We start from the raw sequence: 20943 nt of genomic DNA, 5'->3' as shown, positions 1-20943 counted from the left end.
AATGATTATTAGAAGTAAAATAAAGAAACCAAAAACTGGAATAAATTCAACTTATAGATTTCTAAAATATTATTTTTTTTTAAGTGTAAGCTTATTTTTAATATTTATATTTTTAGTTTTGCAAACAGGTTATTGGGGTAATTATAAAAAAATATTTTTTGATAGACTTTATAAGTCATCCTATAATAATTATTTAAAAATTCCTCAAATAATACCTCAGATTATTTATGGTTATTTTATAAAAATTCCAGAAATCAATATTAATATAAATTTTAAAAATCGTTTAATCTTAGAAGAGGACAGAAAAAGTGTCTTAAGAATTGGTGGTGATACTAGTGGCATGAGCTATAATTTTATTGAAGTCCCAGCCTCAATACAATTTAATAAACAAATTCATAAAGTAGATTTACGTTTAAAAGGTGACAGAAACATTCATTTTAATGAAAAAAACAAAGCTTCTTATAAAATTGAGTTAGATAATAATAAAAAAATTTTAGGATTAAATAAGTTTTCATTAATGAAACCTAGAGCTCGAAATTATATACATGAGTGGCTTTTTCATGAATTAATGCAAGTAGGTGATTTAATTGCACTTAAATATAAATTTATTAATTTAAAGATTAATGGTGACAGTAATGGTCTCTATGTTTTAGAGGAAGGCTTTGATAAGGTTCTTTTAGAGAGAAACAAAAAAAGAAATGGACCAATATTTTCTTTAAATGAAGAGTGGAATTCTGAGCAAAATAATAAAAACGGTAAAGAAGTAGTTTTTGAAATTTATAATAAAAAAAATTGGCTATCAAAAGAAAATATTCAATTAACACTTTTCGCCAATAATTTACTTAAAGATTTTCTTAATGGCAATCTGCAAATAGAAGATCTATTTGATGTTGAAAAATGGGCATGGTACTTTGCTGCATCAGATATTAATTATTATGACCATGGTACATTATTAAAAAGTGTCAAGTTTTATTATAATCCATTAAGCGCAAAATTTGAACCAATACCCTTTGATGGTCATAGACAAGTTGTAGATTACAATAAGAATATATTTGATTGGCAAAAAGGATACTACAGGAACAGTAGAGCGTCATTTGAAAGAGCAATTTTATGTAACAAAGACATTGAAGATTGCCCAAATCCTTTTGCGCATAAATTTTTTTTTAGAAAAATTGACACTCCAAATAAAAAATTTTTTTACCTATATAAAAAAAATATTCATAAAATAACTTCTAAAGAATTTTTAGATAAATTCTTTAAGCAAAGAAAGAATGAGATTTTAAAAATTAATGCTAAAATTTATGGTGATTATTTCTATGCAGATAATACATACTATTTTGGTCCTGGGTTATATTACTTTAATAAAAATGAAATTTACGAAAGAGGAAATAGACTGAGATCGAAATTTTCATCCGAAACATCTAATTTTTTAATTACCCAATCGGGCAACCGTATAGATATTAAAAATTGGAATTTATTTGAATTTAATCAACTTCCAGATAAGAGCTTGGTTGTAGAAAAAATCTATTGCCAAGACAACTTATTGGATAAAGAAATAATTTATGAAATTAATCAATCTATTGATCAAAAAAATCAATTTATTATTTTAGACAATAAGGTAAATAATGAAATTTACTGTAATAAGATCTTGTTCGCAGACAAGATATACAAAAATAAATTCTTTAAAATAATTGATCCATTAAATTCTAAATACACAAGTCACACAAGTATACCAAAAAATACTTATTTAGAATATTTCTATGCTGAGGGCAAAACATTAAGGCTAAAAAAAAAAATTACTACTATTGATAAAACTATAACTATACCTAAAAATTATGTTGTAAAAATTATCCAAAATGAAGAAGTGATACTATTAAATGAATCATTTATCATATCCGAATCATCATTTTATATAGATGGCGGAGATCCAAAAGTGAATACACCTATAAAAATTATAGGAAGAAAAGATAATAAAGGTGGTGGTATTTTTATAAGAAATACCATTAATGAAAATTATTTTCATAATGTAGTTTTTGAAAATTTGAAAGGAAACTCTAATAATTTTTTATTTGATAAATATATTTTATATGGAGCAATAAATATTTATAATTCCAAAATACGAATGCAAAATTTTGAAATAAATGAAGTTTTTTCTGAGGATGCGATCAACATAGTAAATTCTGATTTTTTGATTGAAAATGGAGTTATTAAAAATATATCGTCAGACGCAATTGATGTTGATAATGGAGAAGGAGTTATAAGTGGTTTAGAAATAACAAATATTAAAAATGACGCAATAGATGTCTCAGAAACTAATGCTGTTATATCCGACATATATTTTGATAATATTGGTGATAAGGCCGTTAGCGCTGGAGAAAATTCAAACTTAAAAATTAATGCTGTTCATATTACAAAATCATATTTAGGTATAGTTAGCAAGGATGGATCAACTGTAACTGCAAAAAATATAAATACATCTAATGTAAGAATACCTTTGGCTACATATATTAAAAAGAATGAATACAATGAACCTGAATTAAATATTAATGATATTGTCTATCAAGATTACATCACATTATATGCCAAAGATGAACCATCCAAACTTACCATTAATAACATTATTAAAAATAAGATAACTAATAATATCATAGGTAAAATTTACAATCCTGAAGATAAAATTTAATAATGAAAAATAATTTTAGATTTGAAAGAAAATGGGTATTTAAGAATATAGATAAAGAAACTTTATTATTAAGTTTGCTAAATAGTAAATTATTTTTTATAGAACAATTTAATGAAAGAGTTGTTAATAGTATTTATTTTGACACGCTAAGCTTAAAATCTGCCGTGGATAATCTTAATGGTATAAACGATAGAGAGAAGCACAGAGTAAGATGGTATGGAGAAGATACAGGTAAATTAATTTCTCCAATATTAGAAAAAAAAATTAAAAAAAATTTTCAGGGTTATAAAATTTTATATAAACTTGACAAATTTAACAAAAAAAAATTAAGTAATAATACTTTATCTAGTTTAACCGAAGATATAAATAAATTACTGCCTCTAAAAAACTTAGAACCTGTATCAATGACAAGTTATAGGAGGGTTTATTTAATTTCTGCTGATAAGAAAATTAGGGCAACACTTGATTTTGACTTAAAATATAAAAAAATGATTAATTATGTAGAGAAATTTTTCATTAATACCAATAATCTTATACTTGAATTTAAATATTCATCTAATTTAGATAGCTATCTAAGGAATCTTATACCTGGTATCACAAGACTTTCAAAAAATTCTAAGTATATTAACTCACTACTTACTAGTAATTTTTATTAAGTTTTAAAAACACCAACTAAATTTCTTTATTGTTATTTATGTTGTTCGTTTTATTTGTCATTACCCTCATTCAAGTGAGGTAATAAAAAAGCAGCCATTTATGCACCAGGTATGGAGAATAAAATCCAGCTGTATAAAAGCCAGGTATGCAATAGGTATGGAGTTTGTTCACAAATGTACTTTTTATTCCTTTCTTAAGTGTTTGCTTTCTCAAATAAGTTGTTATAAAAGGTGCGTAATTTGGTTTTGGGCGGTTAGCTCAGTTGGTAGAGCATCTCGTTTACACCGAGGGGGTCAAAGGTTCGAGTCCTTTACTGCCCACCAAAACAACTAAAGTGGGGGTGTAGCTCAGTTGGTTAGAGCGATCGCCTGTCACGCGATAGGTCGAGGGTTCGAGTCCCTTCACTCCCGCCACTTTTTCCCTATTAATTAACATTTATATTATTAAAAATGTGACGTAAGTACCCTTCAACAAGAGGTAAAAACTGCTATATAGACTCAAATGCTTTCAGAATTTTTAAAAGATTACTTACCAATTATTATATTTTTGATTATTGCACTTGGTCTGAGTTGTGCTTTTGTTGTTGTAAACTTAATATTATCACCAAAACATCCAGATCCAGAAAAATTATCTGCGTATGAATGTGGTTTTGAACCCTTTGAAGATTCAAGAATGGAATTTGATGTAAGGTTTTATTTAGTGGCAATTCTATTTATAATCTTTGATTTAGAGATAGCTTTCCTTTTTCCTTGGGCAATATCATTGGGCAATATTGGAGGTCTTGGCTTTACTTCAATGATGATATTTTTATTCATTCTTACGGTTGGATTTATTTATGAATGGAAAAAAGGTGCACTAGACTGGGAATAAAATTTTAGATTATGAACTTAGAAAATAAAAATAAAGAAATTCCTGAAGAATTTAAAAAACTTGCTGAAGACTTTAGTAAAAATGGTTTTATCACAACTTCACTTGATAATTTAATAAACTGGTCAAGAGCTGGTTCATTACACTGGATGACTTTTGGTTTAGCTTGCTGTGCTGTTGAGATGATGCAAACAGCAATGCCAAGATATGATTTAGAAAGATTTGGTGCTGCACCAAGAGGGTCACCAAGACAATCTGATGTTATGATTGTAGCTGGAACTTTAACTAATAAAATGGCACCGGCATTAAGAAAAGTTTATGATCAAATGCCTGAACCGAGATATGTTATTTCGATGGGTAGTTGTGCAAATGGTGGTGGTTATTATCACTACTCTTATTCTGTAGTCCGTGGTTGTGATAAGATAGTACCTGTGGATATTTATGTGCCAGGATGTCCTCCATCAGCTGAAGCATTACTTTATGGAATCTTGCAATTACAAAAAAAAATTAGAAACAAAGGATCTTTTGAAAGGTAATTTATATGCAAAATTTAATAGATCTTGAAAAAAAAATTAACTCGGAACTTACAACTAAAATTAAAAAAACTGAGATTAGACATGAACAGTTATATGTTAATATTAATACTGAAGATTTGATAGATGTAACGTTATTTATTAAAAGTAACGAGAATACAAAATTTAGACAGTTAATTGATATTACAGTTGTTGATTACCCTGAAAATGCTCAACGTTTTAAAGTTGTATATTTGTTTTTAAGTCATGAATTTAATCAAAGAATTATATTAAGTTACCTAATAAGTGAAAATGAAGTTATTCCATCACTAACACCCATTTATCCTGCAGCAAATTGGATGGAGAGAGAAGTTTTTGATATGTATGGAGTTAAGTTTAAAGACCATCCAGATATGAGAAGAATACTTACTGATTATGGCTTTGAAGGACACCCCTTAAGAAAAGATTTCCCTTTAACTGGTCATACTGAAGTTAGATATAGCGAAGATCAAAAGAAAGTCATTAGTGAACCAGTTAAGTTAGAGCAAAATTATAGAAATTTTGATTACGAAAGCCCTTGGGAAGGAACAAAATATATTAAAGATCAAACTGACCTTGAAAATGACAAAAAAAATTAAAACATTAAATCTAAATTTTGGACCACAGCACCCTGCAGCGCATGGTGTTTTAAGATTAATTTTAGAATTAGATGGAGAGGTTGTTGAAAAAGCTGATCCACATATTGGCCTTCTACACCGGGGAACAGAAAAGCTAATAGAAAATAAAACGTATATGCAAGCAGTCCCTTATTTTGACAGACTTGATTATGTTGCACCAATGAATCAAGAACATGCTTTTGCTTTAGCTATAGAAAAAATTTTAAAGATAAATGTTCCAATTAGAGCCCAATTAATCAGAGTAATGTTTTGTGAAATTGGAAGAATATTGAGTCATATATTAAATGTTACAACTCAAGCTCTTGATGTTGGTGCTTTAACTCCATCACTATGGGGTTTTGAAGAACGTGAAACATTAATGACATTCTATGAAAGAGCATCTGGTTCAAGACTACATGCCAATTACTTTAGGGCCGGTGGTGTTCATCAAGATTTACCGATGGGTCTTGAAGAAGATATAGGTAATTTTTGTGAATCGTTTCCGAAGATAATAGACGATCTTGAAACATTATTGACTGACAACAGAATATTTAAACAACGAAATGTTGATATAGGAATTGTAACCAAGGAAGATGCGTTAGATTATTCTTTTAGTGGTGTTATGATTAGAGGCTCTGGAGTTCCTTGGGATCTAAGAAAATCTCAACCTTATGACTGTTATGAACAACTAGAATTTAAAATTCCAGTAGGAAAAAATGGAGACTGTTTTGATAGATATTTATGTAGAATTGAAGAAATGAGAGAAAGTGTTTCAATAATCAAACAATGTTTAAGTAAAATGGAAAAAGGACCAATTAAATCATTAGATGGAAAAATTAGTCCTCCACCCAAAAAAGATATTAAACAATCAATGGAAGCTTTAATTCATCACTTTAAATTATTCACTGAAGGTTATCGTGTTGACAAAGATGAAATTTATACAGCTGTTGAAGCACCAAAAGGTGAATTTGGTGTTTATTTAATCTCTGATGGAACCAGCAAACCTTACAAATGTAAAATTAGAGCTCCAGGCTTTTCTCACCTACAAGCAATGGATTATTTGATTAAAGGACATATGCTTGCTGATGTACCGGCTGTTTTAGGTTCGTTAGATATTGTTTTTGGAGAGGTTGATAGATAATGAGTTTAAGAAAACCTGCAAAAGAACAACCAGAAAAATTTGAATTCACAGCAGATAGTCTAGCTGCAGCAAAAGAAATGATTTCCAAATATCCAGAAGGAAAACAACAAAGTGCTGTAATGGCATTACTATATATCGCTCAAAAACAAAATGATAACTGGATACCACTTGCAGCAATGAAATATATCGGAAAGTTTTTAGATATGCCTTATATAAAAGTTTATGAGGTGGCCACTTTTTATACAATGTACAACCTATCACCAGTTGGGAAACACTTTATTCAAGTTTGTACAACTACACCATGCATGATCAGAGGAGCTTATAAACTTGTTGAAGCATGCAAAGAAAAAATTTCAGAAAATGAAAATCAATTATCTACTGATAAATCATGCTCATGGATGGAAGTTGAATGTTTGGGTGCATGTGTTAATGCCCCAATGATGCAAATTAATGATGACTATTATGAAGACCTCGATAAAGAAAAAACTTTAAAAATTTTAGATGAGATACTTGATGGTAAGACGCCAAAGCCAGGATCATATAGAGGAAGAGTTAATAATGAACCTGAAAATAACAGAAAAACACTTTTGGATTTAAAAAATGCTTAAAGATAAAGATAGAATATTTCAAAACCTATATAATGATAAAGGTTCAGATGTTGAGTCTTCAAAAAATAGAGGCGACTGGATAGATACTGCTGAAATAATTAAAAAAGGTAGAGAATGGATTATAGAAGAAGTTAAATCATCGGAATTAAGAGGAAGAGGTGGTGCCGGATTTCCTACGGGTCTTAAATGGTCTTTTGCCCCAAAAGAACTTGGTTCTAGACCTCACTATCTAGTTATAAATGGTGATGAATCTGAACCCGGCACATGTAAGGATCGTGATATTTTAAGGTTTGAACCTCACAAATTAATAGAAGGATGTTTGATTGCTGCTTACGCAGTTCAGGCCCATGTTTGCTATATTTATATACGTGGAGAATATTTTATTGATGGACAAAAACTTCAAAAAGCAATCGATGAAGCTTATGAAAAAAAACTTATAGGAAAAAATGCTTCTGGTACTGGTTGGGACTTAGATATTTATATTCATTATGGAGCAGGTGCTTATATATGCGGTGAAGAAACAGCACTTCTAGAAAGCATTGAAGGTAAAAAAGGTCAGCCAAGATTGAAACCTCCTTTTCCAGCTTTAATAGGACTATATGGATGTCCAACAATAATTAATAACGTGGAAACTATAGCTGTTGTTCCGACGATTTTAAGAAAAGGTGGTAAATGGTTTGCGTCATTAGGAAAAGCGAAAAATACAGGAACTAAAATATTTTGTATATCTGGAAATGTTAATAAGCCATGTAATGTTGAAGAGGAAATGAGTATATCTCTTAAAGAGTTAATTGAAGTACATGCTGGCGGAGTAATTGGTGGATGGGATAATCTACAAGCAGTAATACCAGGTGGATCTTCTATGCCTATTATACCAAAAAAAACATGTGAAACTCTAACAATGGATTTTGACTCACTTGTTGCTGAGAAAAGTGGTTTAGGAACCGCAGGTATTGTCGTTATAAATAATGATCAAGATATTATTAAATGTATGGCAAGAATTGCTAGATTTTATAAACATGAAAGTTGTGGACAGTGCACACCATGTAGGGAAGGCTCTGGATGGATGTGGAGAATGCTAGAAAGAATGGCTAAAGGAGAGGCGTCAAAAGATGAAGTAGAAATGCTTGGTGATGTTACAAATCAAATTGCTGGTCATACTATTTGTGCCTTTGGTGAAGGATCTTCATGGCCTGTTCAGGGTTTGTTAAGACATTTTAGAAAAGAAATTGAGGAAAGAAATAATTTTGAACCAACAATAAAAAAACTTAATGAAGTTCCTTATTTAGTTGATCAACATTTATTGGATAAAAAAAATGCCTAAATTAAAAGTTAACAATATTGAAGTCGAAGTTGAAGATGGCTTAACAGTCTTACAAGCTTGTGAAAAAGCTGGAGTTGAAATTCCAAGATTTTGTTATCATGAAAAACTTTCAATTGCTGGAAATTGTAGAATGTGCCTGGTTGAAATGGAAAAATCTCCAAAACCAGTAGCTTCATGCGCAATGCCTGCTGCTGAAGGTATGAATATTAAAACGAATACTGAATTTGTTGAAAAAGCAAGAAAAGGTGTGATGGAATTTTTGCTTGCAAATCACCCATTAGATTGTCCTGTATGTGATCAAGGTGGCGAATGCGACCTTCAAGATCAATCAATGTTTTATGGGGTAGATAAATCTAGATTTAAAGAAAATAAAAGACAAGTTCCTGAAAAAAATATGGGTCCTTTAATTAAAACTCAAATGACTAGGTGCATCCATTGTACTAGATGTGTTAGGTTTGCAACAGAAATTGCTGGTGTACCAGAAATAGGAGCAATAGGACGTGGTGAAGATATGCAAATAACTACTTACCTTGAGCAATCAATGCAATCAGAATTATCTGCTAATGTTGTTGATTTGTGTCCTGTTGGAGCCTTAACATCTAAACCATATGTTTTTGAAGCAAGACCTTGGGAATTAAAAAAAACTGAATCTGTTGATGTTATGGATGCTATTGGCTCTAATATAAGAGTTGATACCTATGGATGGGAAGTAAAGAGAATTTTACCAAGAATAAACGAAGATATTAACGAGGAATGGATTTCTGATAAAACAAGACATGCTTGCGATGGTTTATCAAATCAAAGACTAGATACACCTTATATTAAGTATAATGGAAAATTTGAAAAAGCGTCATGGTCTGAAGTTTTTAATATAATTAAATCTAAATTTAAAAACACTGATAAAGAAAAAATCTGCGGGTTAACTGGTGATTTAGTCAATATGGAAACACTTTATATATTTAAAGAATTTTTTAATAAAACATTAAGTTCTCAAAATATAGAATCTAGAGATGATTACAGTTATTTAAATCCAGAAAAGCGAGAAAATTATTTATTCAACTCATCAATTAATGGAATTGAAGAAGCTGATTTTATTTTCCTTTTAGGGACAAACCCTCGATTTGAAGCAACAATTTTAAATGCCCGAATTAGAAAATCCTATCTTCAAAATAAAACTAAAATTATTTCGCTAAATGAAGTAGGTGACCTTACATACCCTTACCAGTCTTTAGATGGAAACACTGAAACTGTTAAAAAAATTATCGAAGGTAAGCATGAGGTATCTGATTTAATTAAACAAGCTAAGAAACCTATGATTATAATGGGTCAATCTGCACTAAAAAGTAAATCATCTAAATATATTTTTGAATCAATCAAGCAATTTTTAGATGAAAATAATAAACTTTCCACTGATTGGAATGCTTTAAATATAATTTCTGATAATGCATCCACAGTAGGTGCGTTTGATCTTGGGGTATATAAAACAACTGATGGTGACAATGAAGTTTTGAAAGACTTGGAAAATCACAAGTTTGAAATTGTTTATCTTCTAGGTCTAGATACTATTAATTTTGAAAAAAAAAATGAGTTTATTATTTATCAAGGCTCTCATGGAGATAAAGGAGCGGAAATAGCAGACATTATTTTGCCAGGAGCTGCTTATACAGAACAAAATGGTTATTTTACAAATTTAGAAGGTAAATTACAAAAAGCCTACAAAGCATCTTATCCACCAGAACTTGCAAAAGAGGATTGGGTAATAATTAATGAGCTTGCAGAGTCCATGAATCATAGAAAATTATTTAATGATAAAGATGAGCTGGATAGCAGTTTAATTAATCAAATAAATCTACATATTGAAAAAAATAACTCTTTAACTTCATCAAAAGTTAAGGAATTAATTTTTGAAAATGAATTGATTAAAATAGATAATGATTATTATTATTCAAATGTAATTGCTAGAGCTTCAAAAACTATGTCTGAGTGTAGACATTTAAAAGCAGATTTAAAGTCTACAGGAACAGAAGGTTAATTTATGGAATATCTTAATATTATTTTTTTACAAACTTACAAAATATTATTTTTATTAGTTCCTGTTTTAGTTTCTGTGGCTATGATTGTGTGGCTTGACCGACGTATTTGGGCTTTTGTACAAAAAAGACAAGGACCTAATGTTGTTGGACCTTTTGGTTTGCTTCAATCATTAGCTGATGCATTAAAATATATTTTTAAAGAAGTTATAATTCCTTCAAGTTCAAATAAAGTAATCTTTATACTAGCACCAATTGTAACTATGACTTTGGCCTTAGTTTCGTGGGCTGTTATTCCATTCAGCGCAACTCAAGTATTGGCAGATATTAATGTAGGTGTCCTTTATTTATTCGCTGTTTCTTCTTTAGGTGTTTATGGAATTATTATGGGTGGTTGGGCTTCAAATTCAAAATATCCTTTTTTAGGCGCTATTAGATCTGCCGCACAAATGGTTTCTTACGAAGTATCAATTGGAGTTATTATTATAAACGTTTTGCTTTGTGTTGGTTCACTAAATTTGAACGACATAATTATGGCTCAGGAAAATTTATGGTTTATAATTCCATTATTTCCAATGTTTGTGATTTTCTTTATTTCTGCATTAGCGGAGACAAACAGACCACCATTTGATTTGCCTGAAGCAGAAGCAGAACTTGTTGCGGGTTATCAAACTGAATATTCAGGCATGATGTATGCAATGTTTTGGCTTGGAGAATATGCAAATATTCTTTTGATGTGCGCTATGGGGTCAATACTTTTTTTAGGTGGATGGCTATCGCCTATTGATCTTTATCCATTTAACTTAATTCCAGGCGCAATTTGGATGATTTTCAAAATATTATTCTTATTTGTTTTGTTTGCCTTGGTTAAAGCTATTGTTCCAAGATATAGATACGATCAATTAATGAGACTAGGATGGAAGATATTTTTACCATTATCATTAACATGGGTAGTTCTAACAGCTAGCTATTTGTTTTACTTCAACTTATTACCGATTAATTAATTATGAAAATTTCAAGAATATTTAAAACAATTTTTTTATTAGATTTTTTAGGTGGCTTAAATATTGCTATCAAAGAAATATTTAAATCTAAAAAAACAATAAATTACCCTTTTGAAAAAGGAAAAATAAGCCCAAGATTTAGAGGTGAACATGCTTTAAGAAGATATCCTAATGGTGAAGAAAGATGTATTGCATGTAAGTTATGTGAAGCTGTGTGTCCAGCTCAAGCAATCACAATTGAATCCTCTGAAAGAGCTGATGGTAGTAGAAAAACTACTAGATATGATATTGACATGATGAAATGTATTTATTGTGGTCTTTGTGAAGAGTCTTGTCCAGTTGATGCGATTGTACAGGGGCCTAATTTTGAATTTTCAACTGAAACAAGAGAAGAGCTTTATTATAATAAAGAAAAATTACTCGATAATGGAGATAGATGGGAAAATGTTTTAGCAGCCAATATTAAAGCTGATAACTCTCACAGATAATTATGTTAGCGCACGCAATATTTTTTTATACGTTTTCTTTTATAGCAATTATTTCCGCTATAATGGTAACAGTATCTAAAAACACCGTTCATTCTGTTTTCTTTTTAATTTTAGATTTCATAAGCATTTCATGCCTATTTATAATGATTGGTGCTGAATTTTTAGGAATGATCATGTTGATTGTTTATGTAGGCGCGGTTGCTGTTTTATTTTTATTTGTAGTTATGATGTTAAATGTAGCTCAACAAAAAAATCAGTGGTTTAGTGCACAGGAAAGTTCAAAACATATACCTATTGGACTAATAGTGAGTGTTATAATATTTTTCGAATTAATAATCGTAATTGGTGGATGGAAATATAAACCTGATCTTGTCTCGGCAATGTCTTTAACAATAGATAAAGATATAACCAATACTCATTCAATTGGTTACGTTCTGTATACAGATTACATTCATGTTTTTCAGTTAAGTGGAATGATTTTATTAGTTGCAATGATAGGTGCTATTGTTCTTACATTTAGACAAAGATCTGGAGTTAAAAGACAAAGTTATTTTAGTCAAATATCTCGTGAAAGATCAGATGGTGTTGAATTAATTGATGTTGAGAACAATAAAGGAGTTAAATCTGATGATTAGTATAGGTTTAGGTCACTATCTTACATTGGCTGCAATAATTTTTACTATCGGCATAGTCGGATTATTTTTAAATAGAAAAAATATTATAGTAATTTTAATGAGTATTGAGCTTATTTTATTAGCTGTAAATATTAATTTAGTTTCATTTTCAATATTTTTAAACGATATTTCTGGTCAAATATTCACTCTTTTTATATTAACTGTTGCAGCGGCAGAGGCGGCAATAGGTTTAGCAATTATTGTTGTCTATTATAGAAACTCATCAACAATTGATGTTGAGAAAATTGACAGTTTAAAAGGATAATATGGAATTAGCTTTAATATTTCTTCCATTATTAGCCTCAATAACTTCAGGTTTTTTTGGTAAATATTTAGGTGATAGGAATTCAGAAATTATAACTAGTCTTTTTGTGTCAATTTCAGCGTTACTTTCAATTATATTATTCTATCAAGTAATTGTTAACGGATATGAAAGTAATGTAGTTGTAGCAACTTGGATTAACTCTGGAACTTTAGATGTTAATTGGTCTATTAAAGTTGATGCTTTATCATCTGTAATGCTTGTTGTTGTAACTTTAGTTTCAGCTTTAGTGCATATTTACTCAATTGGTTATATGTCTCATGATCCGCATAAGCCAAGATTCATGGCTTATTTGTCACTTTTCACTTTTTCAATGCTAACATTGGTTACCTCTGATAATTTTCTTCAGCTATTTTTTGGATGGGAGGGTGTAGGGCTTTGTTCATATTTCTTGATTGGTTTTTGGTTTAAAAAAGAAACAGCAAATGCAGCTGCAATAAAAGCCTTTGTGGTAAATAGAGTAGGTGATTTTGGCTTTGCTTTAGGAATTTTTTTAATCTTTTATTTATTTGGTACTGTAAACTATGTAGAAGTTTTTAATCAAATTCCACAAATTGTTGAAAAAAAACTTTTATTTTTAGGAATGAATGTTGGAGCAATTGATTTAATTTGTATTCTTTTATTCATAGGTGCAATGGGTAAATCAGCACAAATTTTCTTACACACTTGGTTGCCAGATGCCATGGAAGGCCCCACACCAGTTTCAGCTTTAATTCATGCGGCTACCATGGTTACAGCTGGTGTTTTTTTAGTTGTAAGATGTTCTCCAATTTTTGAATACTCACCTCTTACACTAAATATAATTACTGTTGTTGGAATGACTACAGCTTTTTTTGCTGCAACTGTAGCTTTAGTGCAAACTGATATAAAAAAAATAATTGCATACTCAACTTGTAGTCAGCTTGGTTATATGTTTTTTGCGGCAGGAGTAGGTGCTTATAATGTTGCTATGTTTCACTTATTTACTCATGCCTTTTTCAAAGCTTTACTTTTTTTAGGTTCTGGATCTGTAATTCACTCATTTAAAGATGAGCAAGATATTAATCAGATGGGAGGTGTTTATAAAAAACTTCCATATACCTATATATTTATGATTATTGGAACATTAGCTCTTACTGGTTTTCCATTCTTATCTGGTTTTTATTCAAAAGATGCAATTATAGAATTTGCGTATCTTAAAGGAAATACAACAGGATATTATGCGGCAGGTGTAGGAATTTTGACTGCTGTTTTAACATCAATTTATTCTTGGAGATTAATTTTTAAAACGTTTCATGGAGATTATAATAATAAAAAAATTAATATTAACGAAATGCACGAATCCCCATTAGTAATGCTTTTACCTTTATTTATACTTGCTATTGGAGCTATTTTTGCTGGTTTTTTATTTAAGGATTTGTTCATTGGTAATAGTAGTGGAAATAGTTTTTGGGGAGATTCAATTAAATTTTTAAATCCATTAAGTACAGAACATCCTCCTTTATGGTTTCTTTTAACTACACCAGCACTTGTATTAACCTCCATTCCAATTGCTTATTATTTATTTGTTAAAGATAAAGATATTCCAAATCGAATTGCTCAATCCAATAAACCATTACATAATTTTTTAATAAACAAATGGTATTTCGATGAACTTTATGATGTTTTGTTCATTAAATTTTCAAAAAAATTAGGAATATTTTTTTGGAAGGTGGTTGATGTTAAAATTATTGATAAATTTGGACCAGATGGAGTTTCTTCATTGATTAATAGGCTATCTTTAAAAGCAAGTAAATTTCAAAGTGGATTTATCTATCAATATGCATTTATGATATTATTAGGATTTTCTGCGTTATTAACATTTTTAATTTTGAATTAATGAATTTTCCAATTTTATCATCTTTAATTTTACTACCTGTAGTGGGCTCTTTGTTTCTATTATTTTCCAAAGATAAGAATTCTAATACAGGTAAATATGTTGCTTTATTTACATCGTTTGTTAACTTTTTGATTTCTTTATACCTCTGGTATCAGTTTGACCCAACCACTTCTGATTTTCAGTTTGTTGAAGATAGAGAATGGTTAAAGGGAATTATTAATTATAAGATAGGTATTGATGGAATATCAATCTTATTTATAGTTTTAACTGCGCTAATAACACCACTTTGTATAATCTCAGTTAACAATACTGTTAAAGACAGACTTAGAGATTTCCTGATTGCTATCTTAGTAATGGAAAGTTTAATGATTGGTGTTTTTTGCTCTCTTGATCTTGTTATATTTTATTTATTTTTTGAAGCTGGATTAATACCTATGTTTTTAATAATTGGAATATGGGGTGGAGCAAGAAGAGTATATTCAGCATTTAAATTTTTCTTATACACATTACTTGGTTCTGTTTTAATGCTAATTGCTATAATTTCGATCTACTGGATATCAGGAACCACAGATATAACTCAGCTTTATGAACTTGGTATAGACACCAAATATCAAAATTTATTATGGTTAGCTTTCTTTAGTTCTTTTGCTGTCAAAACTCCAATGTGGCCTGTACACACTTGGTTGCCAGATGCACACGTTGAAGCGCCTACTGCTGGCTCTGTTTTGCTTGCAGCTATATTACTTAAAATGGCTGGTTATGGGTTTATTAGGTTTTCTTTAGGACTTTTCCCAGTAGCTTCTGATTTATTTACGCCTCTTGTTTATGCCTTGAGTTTGATTGCTATTGTATACACATCTCTTGTTGCGCTGATGCAAGAAGACATGAAAAAGTTAATAGCGTATTCTTCAGTTGCACACATGGGATTTGTTACATTAGGTATTTTTACAATTACCCAACAAGGTATTGAAGGAAGTATAGTTCAAATGATAAGTCATGGTTTGGTTTCAGCAGCATTGTTTTTATGTGTTGGAGTTGTTTATGATCGTATGCATTCCAGGTTAATAGCAACTTACGGTGGCTTAGTTTCGGTTATGCCTAAATATTCTATATTATTTATGCTTTTCACTTTAGCTGCATTAGGCTTACCAGGTACTAGTGGTTTTATAGGTGAATTTTTAATACTGATGGGGGCATTTAAAGATAATTTCTTAGTAGCAGTTATAGCTAGTTTAGGTGTTATTTTTGGCGCCGCATATATGTTGTGGCTATATAGAAGAGTTGTATTTGGAGAAATTAAAAATAAAGAACTTTTAAAAATGCCTGACCTTAATAATTCAGAAAAATTTATTTTGTGGTGTTTAGCAATACCAGTTTTATTTTTTGGATTTTATCCAGAACCTCTTATTAACACGATTGAAATTTCTGTAAAAGATTTAATAGAGATGTACAATTTTAACTTAAATATGAATATAACAGAGATACAAAATTAATGGATAATTTAAATTTTATACTACCTGAAATATTTATCTCTTTGTCTATAATGTTTTTATTGCTTCTTGGAGTTTATAAAAAGAATAGCTCAAATATTGTTCATAATCTTGCAGTAGGATCTTTACTTATTACGGGTATTTTAATTTTTAATAATCCGTTAGATCAAAATATTTCACTATTTAATGATGGTTACGTTGTGGATAATCTTTCATCATTTATGAAAATACTCACTATTTTAGGAGGTGCATTTGTTTTATCAATTTCAACAAGATATCTCAAAATATTTAAGATTTTTTTAATAGAATATCCAGTTTTAATTCTTTCTTCAATTTTAGGCATGATGGTAATGATCAGTTCAAATGATCTTATGGTTTTTTATATAGGTCTTGAGTTGCAATCTTTAGCTTTATATGTGTTAGCATCATTTAATCGAGATCAATTAAAGTCTTCAGAGTCTGGACTAAAATATTTTGTTTTGAGTGCTTTATCATCAGGATTATTGTTGTATGGATGTTCTTTGGTTTATGGGTTTTCTGGATCAACTAATTTTAATGTTATTGGTGATTTAATGAATTCATCTCATTATGGTTTAACATTTGGAATTGTTTTTATACTTGTTGGTTTGGCATTTAAGATATCAGCTGTACCATTCCATATGTGGGCACCAGATGTGTATGAAGGCTCTCCAACTGCTGTCACATTATTCTTTGCAATTGTACCAAAAGTTGCAGCTCTTACGGTTTTCATAAGATTTTTATATATACCTTTTGTTAATATGATCGATCAATGGCAACCTATATTAATATTTTTATCAATCGCCTCTATGATCTTTGGTGCTATTGCTGCAATTGGTCAAAATAATCTTAAAAGGTTGATTGCATATAGTTCAATAGGTCATATGGGTTATGCTCTAGCTGGTTTGTCTACAGGTTCAAACGAAGGCATTCAAAGCTCCATTGTATATATGTCGATATACTTGGTTATGAATCTTGCCTTTTTTAGTTGCCTATTGATGTTAAAGAGAAATGATGCTTACTATGAAACCATTGATGATTTATCAGGGCTATCAAAAAATCATCCAATTTTATCATTATCATTACTAGCTATTCTTTTTTCATTAGCAGGGATTCCTCCACTAGCTGGTTTTTTTGCAAAATTTTATATTTTTAAAGCTGTCATAGAGCAGTCAATGTACTTCTTGGCTATTGTGGGTCTTTTATCAACAGTAATAGCTGCATTTTATTATCTCAAAATAATTAAGGTTATTTACTTTGATAAAGAAAAAGAAAGTTATGACACAGATCATAATATTTGGCTAAAAGGATCCCTGACTTTTTCAACATTATTAATTCTCTTATATTTTATTTTTCCAAGCAAATTATTGGAAATTGTATCTAGAATTAATATTATTTAATGAAATTAAAAAAGTTTAATTTTAAAACTGTAAATAGTACTAACGATCTAGCCATACAAATAATTAAAAAAACCAATAATAAATCTGGAATTATAATTGCTGAAAAACAAAAAAAGGGAAGGGGTCAATATGGAAAAAAATGGACTTCTTTTAAAGGAAATTTATTTGTTAGTATTTTTTTTAAAATTAACAAAGTCCAATTATCATTGAAAGATTTAACAAAAGTTAACTGTCTTTTAGTTAAAAAATTATTATCAAAATTTTATAATGGTAAAATTACAATTAAAAAACCAAATGATTTATTAATTAATAGAATGAAAATTTCAGGTATTTTACAAGAAATATTAACCAAATCTGGTGAAAAATTTATTGTTGTTGGAGTGGGTGTAAATTTGACTAAGAGTCCAATTATAAAAAACTATTTAACTACAAATTTGTTTGACTTAACTGGTACCAAAATTACCCCTAATTATGCTGCTTTAAGGTTAAAAAAAATTTATGAAACTTTTATTCCAATGTTTCCTAAATTTAATATAAAAAACTTAGATAGAAATTTAAAATGATTATTGTTGGCGATATAGGAAATACTGAAACTAAAATTTGTTTAGTAAACTCTAAAAATATTATCATTAAACGTGTTATTTTGTTAACAAAAAAAATAAATCACTCCTCACTTAATAAATCTTTACTTGGCCTAAATTTAAAAAATAAATCAATTAATAAATGTTTATTTTGCAGCGTCGTACCAAAAAAATTTAATGCAGTTAAAATCTTTTTTAAAAAAGTTTATAAAATTAAGTGTCACGAACTAAAAAAACTTAATTTAAATAAATTGATTAAGATTAAAGTTAATTATAAACAAATTGGTTCAGATAGATTAGCAAATGCAATTAGCATCATTAATAATAAGGATAATTTTATAATTTTAGACTTTGGAACTGCAACCACATTTGATGTTTTGATTAAAAATACTTATCATGGTGGCGTTATAGCACCTGGTGTTAAACTCTCATTGGATACATTAACCGATAAAGCATCACAAATTCCAAAGATCAATTTAAAAAAAACAAATAGAGTAATTGGTTTAAACACTATTAGTGCTGTTAGAGCAGGTTTTTTTTGGGGATATGAGGGTTTAATTGACAATATTGTTAATTTAATTAAGAAAGAGACTAAGATGTCCTTTAAAATTATTATTACTGGAGGATTTTCTGGTTTATTCAAAAATTCAATAAAAACGAAAGTTACATTAAATAAAGACATAACAATTAAAGGCCTAATCAGAGCCACTACTTTAATTAAATAAATATGAAAGATGAATTATTATTTTGCCCTCTAGGAGGGTCCGGAGAAATTGGTATGAATATGAACCTATTTGCCTACGGTAAACCTGGTGAGCATAAATGGATCATGGTTGATATTGGGGTTACATTTGCTGATGATACTTTACCAGGTATTGATCTTATTTACCCAGATCCTGGATTTATTGTTGATAAAAAAGATGACCTTTTAGGAATTATTTTAACTCATGCACATGAAGATCATATTGGTGCGATCGCACATCTTTGGCCTCAACTTAAATGTAAAATCTTTGCAACTCCATTTACAGCGGTTTTAATAAAAGAAAAATTTAAAGAAAAAAATATAGATGTAACCAAGTTTCTCAAAATAGTTCAATTAAATGGAACAGTAAATTTAGATCCATTTAAAATAGAATATATAACTCTAACTCACTCAATCCTTGAGCCCAATGGTCTTAGAATTGAAACTCCAGCAGGTGTAATATTGCATACTGGTGATTGGAAGATTGATCCTGAGCCACTTATTGGTGAAAAGATTAATTCAGATAGACTTAAAGAAATTGGTAATGAGGGCGTGCTTGCTATGATTTGTGATTCAACAAATGTATTTAGCATGGGTAAAGCTGGTTCAGAGTTAGATGTTAGAAAAAGTTTATTAAATATCATGGGTAGCCTTAAAAAGAGAATTGTTATGGCTTCTTTTGCTTCAAATGTTGCACGTATGGAAACAGCTTTTTATTGTGCAGAAAAAACTGGTAGACAAATATCTTTAGTAGGAAGGTCCATGCATAGAATATTTAAAGCAGCAAGACAATGTGGTTATTTAAAAAATGTTATAGAACCTATCGATGCGCGTGATGCCAAAAAAATTGCTAGAGAAAAAATAGTTTATCTTTGTACAGGTAGCCAAGGGGAACCTATGGCAGCACTAATGAGAATTTCTAGTAATACTCACCCGGATGTATTCATTGAAAAAGATGATGCTGTTATTTTTTCTTCAAAAATTATTCCAGGTAATGAGAAAAAATTGTATAAATTACAAAATCAACTAGTTAAAGATGGTGTTGAAGTTATTTCAGAAGAAAGCGAATTTGTTCATGTTTCTGGACACCCCAATAGAGATGATCTTAGAGAGATGTACGATTGGGTAAAACCTCAATGTGCAGTTCCTGTTCATGGTGAACACAGACATATGATTGAACATATGAAGTTTGCTAAAGAAATGAAAGTTCCACATCCTGTTCAAGTTGAAAATGGAGATATTGTAAAATTAGCACCTGGTAAACCACATGTTTTTGATAAAGCACCAAGTGGTAGACTTTATTTGGATGGTAATATGAGTGTAGAAGAAGATGCTCAATCAATTAAAGATAGAAAAAACATTAGTGCAAATGGATATATGGAGGTTACTATTTTAATTACTGCAAAAGGTAATATCCACAAAAGACCCGTGTTAACTTTTAGAGGACTGCCTGTTTATGATGTTGATGAGTTTATATACGAATTAGAAGAAGCAATCGAAAAAACAACTAGAACTTTTTCTATAAAAAGTAAAAAGCAAGAATTTAATTTAATTGATGCTTTAAAAATAACATGTAGAAAATGTGCTAAAGATTTCACTGGTAAAAGACCATTTATCAATATCAACCTAGTAAGAATTTAAATGAGTGCAACAGGTCTTGCTATAATTTATATAATAATTTGGTGGATAGTTTTTTTTACAATCCTTCCAATTGATGTAAATAGACAAAAATCTATCAAAATTGATGGTGAAGACGCAGGTTCTCCTGAAAATCCTAAGATGCTAAAAAAATTCATTTATTGTACTGGTATAACAACAGTTATTTTCGTGATAATTTATTTATTGATAAAATATGAATATTTAAATTTAAGATATATAATTAATTAAA

20 protein-coding genes and 2 tRNA genes are annotated in these 20943 nt (G+C 29.5%); all 22 read left to right on the top strand.

The annotated features are described in order from the left end of the window. Window position 1: 1 nt before the first annotated feature. The 22 genes from AC5SMR_RS03895 (at window position 2) to AC5SMR_RS03790 (ending at window position 20942) form a co-directional block, all read left to right on the top strand. Entirely contained in the window at window positions 2-2683 is a 2682-nt protein-coding gene (locus AC5SMR_RS03895; RefSeq protein WP_494576157.1) for a CotH kinase family protein, read from the top strand. A gap of 2 nt (window positions 2684-2685) precedes the next feature. Then, complete coding sequence (locus AC5SMR_RS03890; RefSeq protein ID WP_494576155.1) at window positions 2686-3339, top strand: VTC domain-containing protein; 654 nt, start codon at window positions 2686-2688, stop codon at window positions 3337-3339. A 248-nt stretch (window positions 3340-3587) separates the two neighbouring features. Then, window positions 3588-3663 (top strand) — tRNA-Val (locus AC5SMR_RS03885). 13 nt (window positions 3664-3676) lie between these two features. Next, a tRNA-Asp gene (locus AC5SMR_RS03880) sits at window positions 3677-3753 on the top strand. Between the two features lie 88 nt (window positions 3754-3841). Beyond that, window positions 3842-4210 carry an NADH-quinone oxidoreductase subunit A gene (locus AC5SMR_RS03875; protein ID WP_006997036.1) on the top strand — a complete coding sequence of 123 codons (369 nt, stop codon included), beginning with the start codon at window positions 3842-3844 and terminating at the stop codon, window positions 4208-4210. An 11-nt stretch (window positions 4211-4221) separates the two neighbouring features. Continuing rightward, the gene (locus tag AC5SMR_RS03870; protein ID WP_006997035.1) at window positions 4222-4743 is read left to right on the top strand and encodes a NuoB/complex I 20 kDa subunit family protein; all 522 of its coding nucleotides are present in this window, start codon (window positions 4222-4224) and stop codon (window positions 4741-4743) included. A gap of 5 nt (window positions 4744-4748) precedes the next feature. Then, the gene (locus AC5SMR_RS03865; protein ID WP_494576153.1) at window positions 4749-5357 is read left to right on the top strand and encodes an NADH-quinone oxidoreductase subunit C; all 609 of its coding nucleotides are present in this window, start codon (window positions 4749-4751) and stop codon (window positions 5355-5357) included. Next, window positions 5341-6516 (top strand): NADH-quinone oxidoreductase subunit D, encoded by a 1176-nt coding sequence (locus AC5SMR_RS03860; protein ID WP_006997033.1) that lies wholly within the window; start codon window positions 5341-5343, stop codon window positions 6514-6516. Before AC5SMR_RS03865 ends, AC5SMR_RS03860 begins: the two co-directional genes overlap by 17 nt. Then, entirely contained in the window at window positions 6516-7124 is a 609-nt protein-coding gene (nuoE, locus tag AC5SMR_RS03855) for an NADH-quinone oxidoreductase subunit NuoE (RefSeq protein WP_494576151.1), read from the top strand. Before AC5SMR_RS03860 ends, nuoE begins: the two co-directional genes overlap by 1 nt. Next, entirely contained in the window at window positions 7117-8448 is a 1332-nt protein-coding gene (gene nuoF / locus AC5SMR_RS03850) for an NADH-quinone oxidoreductase subunit NuoF (protein WP_494576149.1), read from the top strand. Before nuoE ends, nuoF begins: the two co-directional genes overlap by 8 nt. Continuing rightward, the gene (gene nuoG, locus AC5SMR_RS03845; RefSeq protein ID WP_494576147.1) at window positions 8441-10480 is read left to right on the top strand and encodes an NADH-quinone oxidoreductase subunit NuoG; all 2040 of its coding nucleotides are present in this window, start codon (window positions 8441-8443) and stop codon (window positions 10478-10480) included. The genes nuoF and nuoG overlap by 8 nt, the downstream gene beginning before the upstream one ends. Window positions 10481-10483: 3 nt before the next feature. Beyond that, a complete protein-coding gene (gene nuoH / locus AC5SMR_RS03840; RefSeq protein WP_027306579.1) occupies window positions 10484-11482 on the top strand; it encodes an NADH-quinone oxidoreductase subunit NuoH in 999 nt (332 codons plus the stop codon). Between the two features lie 2 nt (window positions 11483-11484). After that, on the top strand, window positions 11485-11970 hold the full coding sequence (gene nuoI / locus AC5SMR_RS03835) for an NADH-quinone oxidoreductase subunit NuoI (protein ID WP_006997028.1): 486 nt from the start codon (window positions 11485-11487) through the stop codon (window positions 11968-11970). Window positions 11971-11972: 2 nt separating this feature from the next. Then, window positions 11973-12605 carry an NADH-quinone oxidoreductase subunit J gene (locus tag AC5SMR_RS03830; RefSeq protein WP_494576145.1) on the top strand — a complete coding sequence of 211 codons (633 nt, stop codon included), beginning with the start codon at window positions 11973-11975 and terminating at the stop codon, window positions 12603-12605. Then, window positions 12601-12909, top strand: coding sequence for an NADH-quinone oxidoreductase subunit NuoK (gene nuoK, locus AC5SMR_RS03825; RefSeq protein WP_026225064.1), 309 nt, complete (start codon window positions 12601-12603; stop codon window positions 12907-12909). Before AC5SMR_RS03830 ends, nuoK begins: the two co-directional genes overlap by 5 nt. 1 nt (window position 12910) lies before the next feature. Then, window positions 12911-14824, top strand: coding sequence for an NADH-quinone oxidoreductase subunit L (nuoL, locus tag AC5SMR_RS03820; RefSeq protein ID WP_271564293.1), 1914 nt, complete (start codon window positions 12911-12913; stop codon window positions 14822-14824). Further along, window positions 14824-16317: an NADH-quinone oxidoreductase subunit M gene (locus AC5SMR_RS03815; RefSeq protein WP_011282019.1), complete on the top strand. Its 1494-nt coding sequence runs from the start codon at window positions 14824-14826 to the stop codon at window positions 16315-16317. The genes nuoL and AC5SMR_RS03815 overlap by 1 nt, the downstream gene beginning before the upstream one ends. Next, window positions 16317-17732, top strand: coding sequence for an NADH-quinone oxidoreductase subunit NuoN (nuoN, locus tag AC5SMR_RS03810; protein ID WP_011282020.1), 1416 nt, complete (start codon window positions 16317-16319; stop codon window positions 17730-17732). The genes AC5SMR_RS03815 and nuoN overlap by 1 nt, the downstream gene beginning before the upstream one ends. After that, complete coding sequence (locus AC5SMR_RS03805) at window positions 17732-18295, top strand: biotin--[acetyl-CoA-carboxylase] ligase (protein ID WP_011282021.1); 564 nt, start codon at window positions 17732-17734, stop codon at window positions 18293-18295. Before nuoN ends, AC5SMR_RS03805 begins: the two co-directional genes overlap by 1 nt. Beyond that, window positions 18292-19038: a type III pantothenate kinase gene (locus AC5SMR_RS03800; protein WP_006997021.1), complete on the top strand. Its 747-nt coding sequence runs from the start codon at window positions 18292-18294 to the stop codon at window positions 19036-19038. Before AC5SMR_RS03805 ends, AC5SMR_RS03800 begins: the two co-directional genes overlap by 4 nt. A gap of 2 nt (window positions 19039-19040) precedes the next feature. Next, window positions 19041-20696 (top strand): ribonuclease J, encoded by a 1656-nt coding sequence (locus tag AC5SMR_RS03795; protein WP_011282022.1) that lies wholly within the window; start codon window positions 19041-19043, stop codon window positions 20694-20696. Further along, window positions 20697-20942: a DUF1467 family protein gene (locus tag AC5SMR_RS03790; RefSeq protein WP_011282023.1), complete on the top strand. Its 246-nt coding sequence runs from the start codon at window positions 20697-20699 to the stop codon at window positions 20940-20942. Window position 20943: the final 1 nt, after the last annotated feature.

This window comes from Candidatus Pelagibacter sp. PS_28 (assembly GCF_059417885.1).
Note: the sequence above shows the minus strand (reverse complement) of the source record. Positions and strands in the feature narration are given on the sequence as shown.

Excerpts from the sequence above, each read along its gene's own strand:
- AC5SMR_RS03895 (WP_494576157.1), top strand. The coding sequence starts at position 2 with ATGATTATTAGAAGTAAAATAAAGAAACCAAAAACTGGAATAAATTCA.
- AC5SMR_RS03890 (WP_494576155.1), top strand. The coding sequence starts at position 2,686 with ATGAAAAATAATTTTAGATTTGAAAGAAAATGGGTATTTAAGAATATA.
- AC5SMR_RS03875 (WP_006997036.1), top strand. The coding sequence starts at position 3,842 with ATGCTTTCAGAATTTTTAAAAGATTACTTACCAATTATTATATTTTTG.
- AC5SMR_RS03870 (WP_006997035.1), top strand. The coding sequence starts at position 4,222 with ATGAACTTAGAAAATAAAAATAAAGAAATTCCTGAAGAATTTAAAAAA.
- AC5SMR_RS03865 (WP_494576153.1), top strand. The coding sequence starts at position 4,749 with ATGCAAAATTTAATAGATCTTGAAAAAAAAATTAACTCGGAACTTACA.
- AC5SMR_RS03860 (WP_006997033.1), top strand. The coding sequence starts at position 5,341 with ATGACAAAAAAAATTAAAACATTAAATCTAAATTTTGGACCACAGCAC.
- nuoE (WP_494576151.1), top strand. The coding sequence starts at position 6,516 with ATGAGTTTAAGAAAACCTGCAAAAGAACAACCAGAAAAATTTGAATTC.
- nuoF (WP_494576149.1), top strand. The coding sequence starts at position 7,117 with ATGCTTAAAGATAAAGATAGAATATTTCAAAACCTATATAATGATAAA.
- nuoG (WP_494576147.1), top strand. The coding sequence starts at position 8,441 with ATGCCTAAATTAAAAGTTAACAATATTGAAGTCGAAGTTGAAGATGGC.
- nuoH (WP_027306579.1), top strand. The coding sequence starts at position 10,484 with ATGGAATATCTTAATATTATTTTTTTACAAACTTACAAAATATTATTT.
- nuoI (WP_006997028.1), top strand. The coding sequence starts at position 11,485 with ATGAAAATTTCAAGAATATTTAAAACAATTTTTTTATTAGATTTTTTA.
- AC5SMR_RS03830 (WP_494576145.1), top strand. The coding sequence starts at position 11,973 with ATGTTAGCGCACGCAATATTTTTTTATACGTTTTCTTTTATAGCAATT.
- nuoL (WP_271564293.1), top strand. The coding sequence starts at position 12,911 with ATGGAATTAGCTTTAATATTTCTTCCATTATTAGCCTCAATAACTTCA.
- AC5SMR_RS03815 (WP_011282019.1), top strand. The coding sequence starts at position 14,824 with ATGAATTTTCCAATTTTATCATCTTTAATTTTACTACCTGTAGTGGGC.
- nuoN (WP_011282020.1), top strand. The coding sequence starts at position 16,317 with ATGGATAATTTAAATTTTATACTACCTGAAATATTTATCTCTTTGTCT.
- AC5SMR_RS03805 (WP_011282021.1), top strand. The coding sequence starts at position 17,732 with ATGAAATTAAAAAAGTTTAATTTTAAAACTGTAAATAGTACTAACGAT.
- AC5SMR_RS03800 (WP_006997021.1), top strand. The coding sequence starts at position 18,292 with ATGATTATTGTTGGCGATATAGGAAATACTGAAACTAAAATTTGTTTA.
- AC5SMR_RS03795 (WP_011282022.1), top strand. The coding sequence starts at position 19,041 with ATGAAAGATGAATTATTATTTTGCCCTCTAGGAGGGTCCGGAGAAATT.
- AC5SMR_RS03790 (WP_011282023.1), top strand. The coding sequence starts at position 20,697 with ATGAGTGCAACAGGTCTTGCTATAATTTATATAATAATTTGGTGGATA.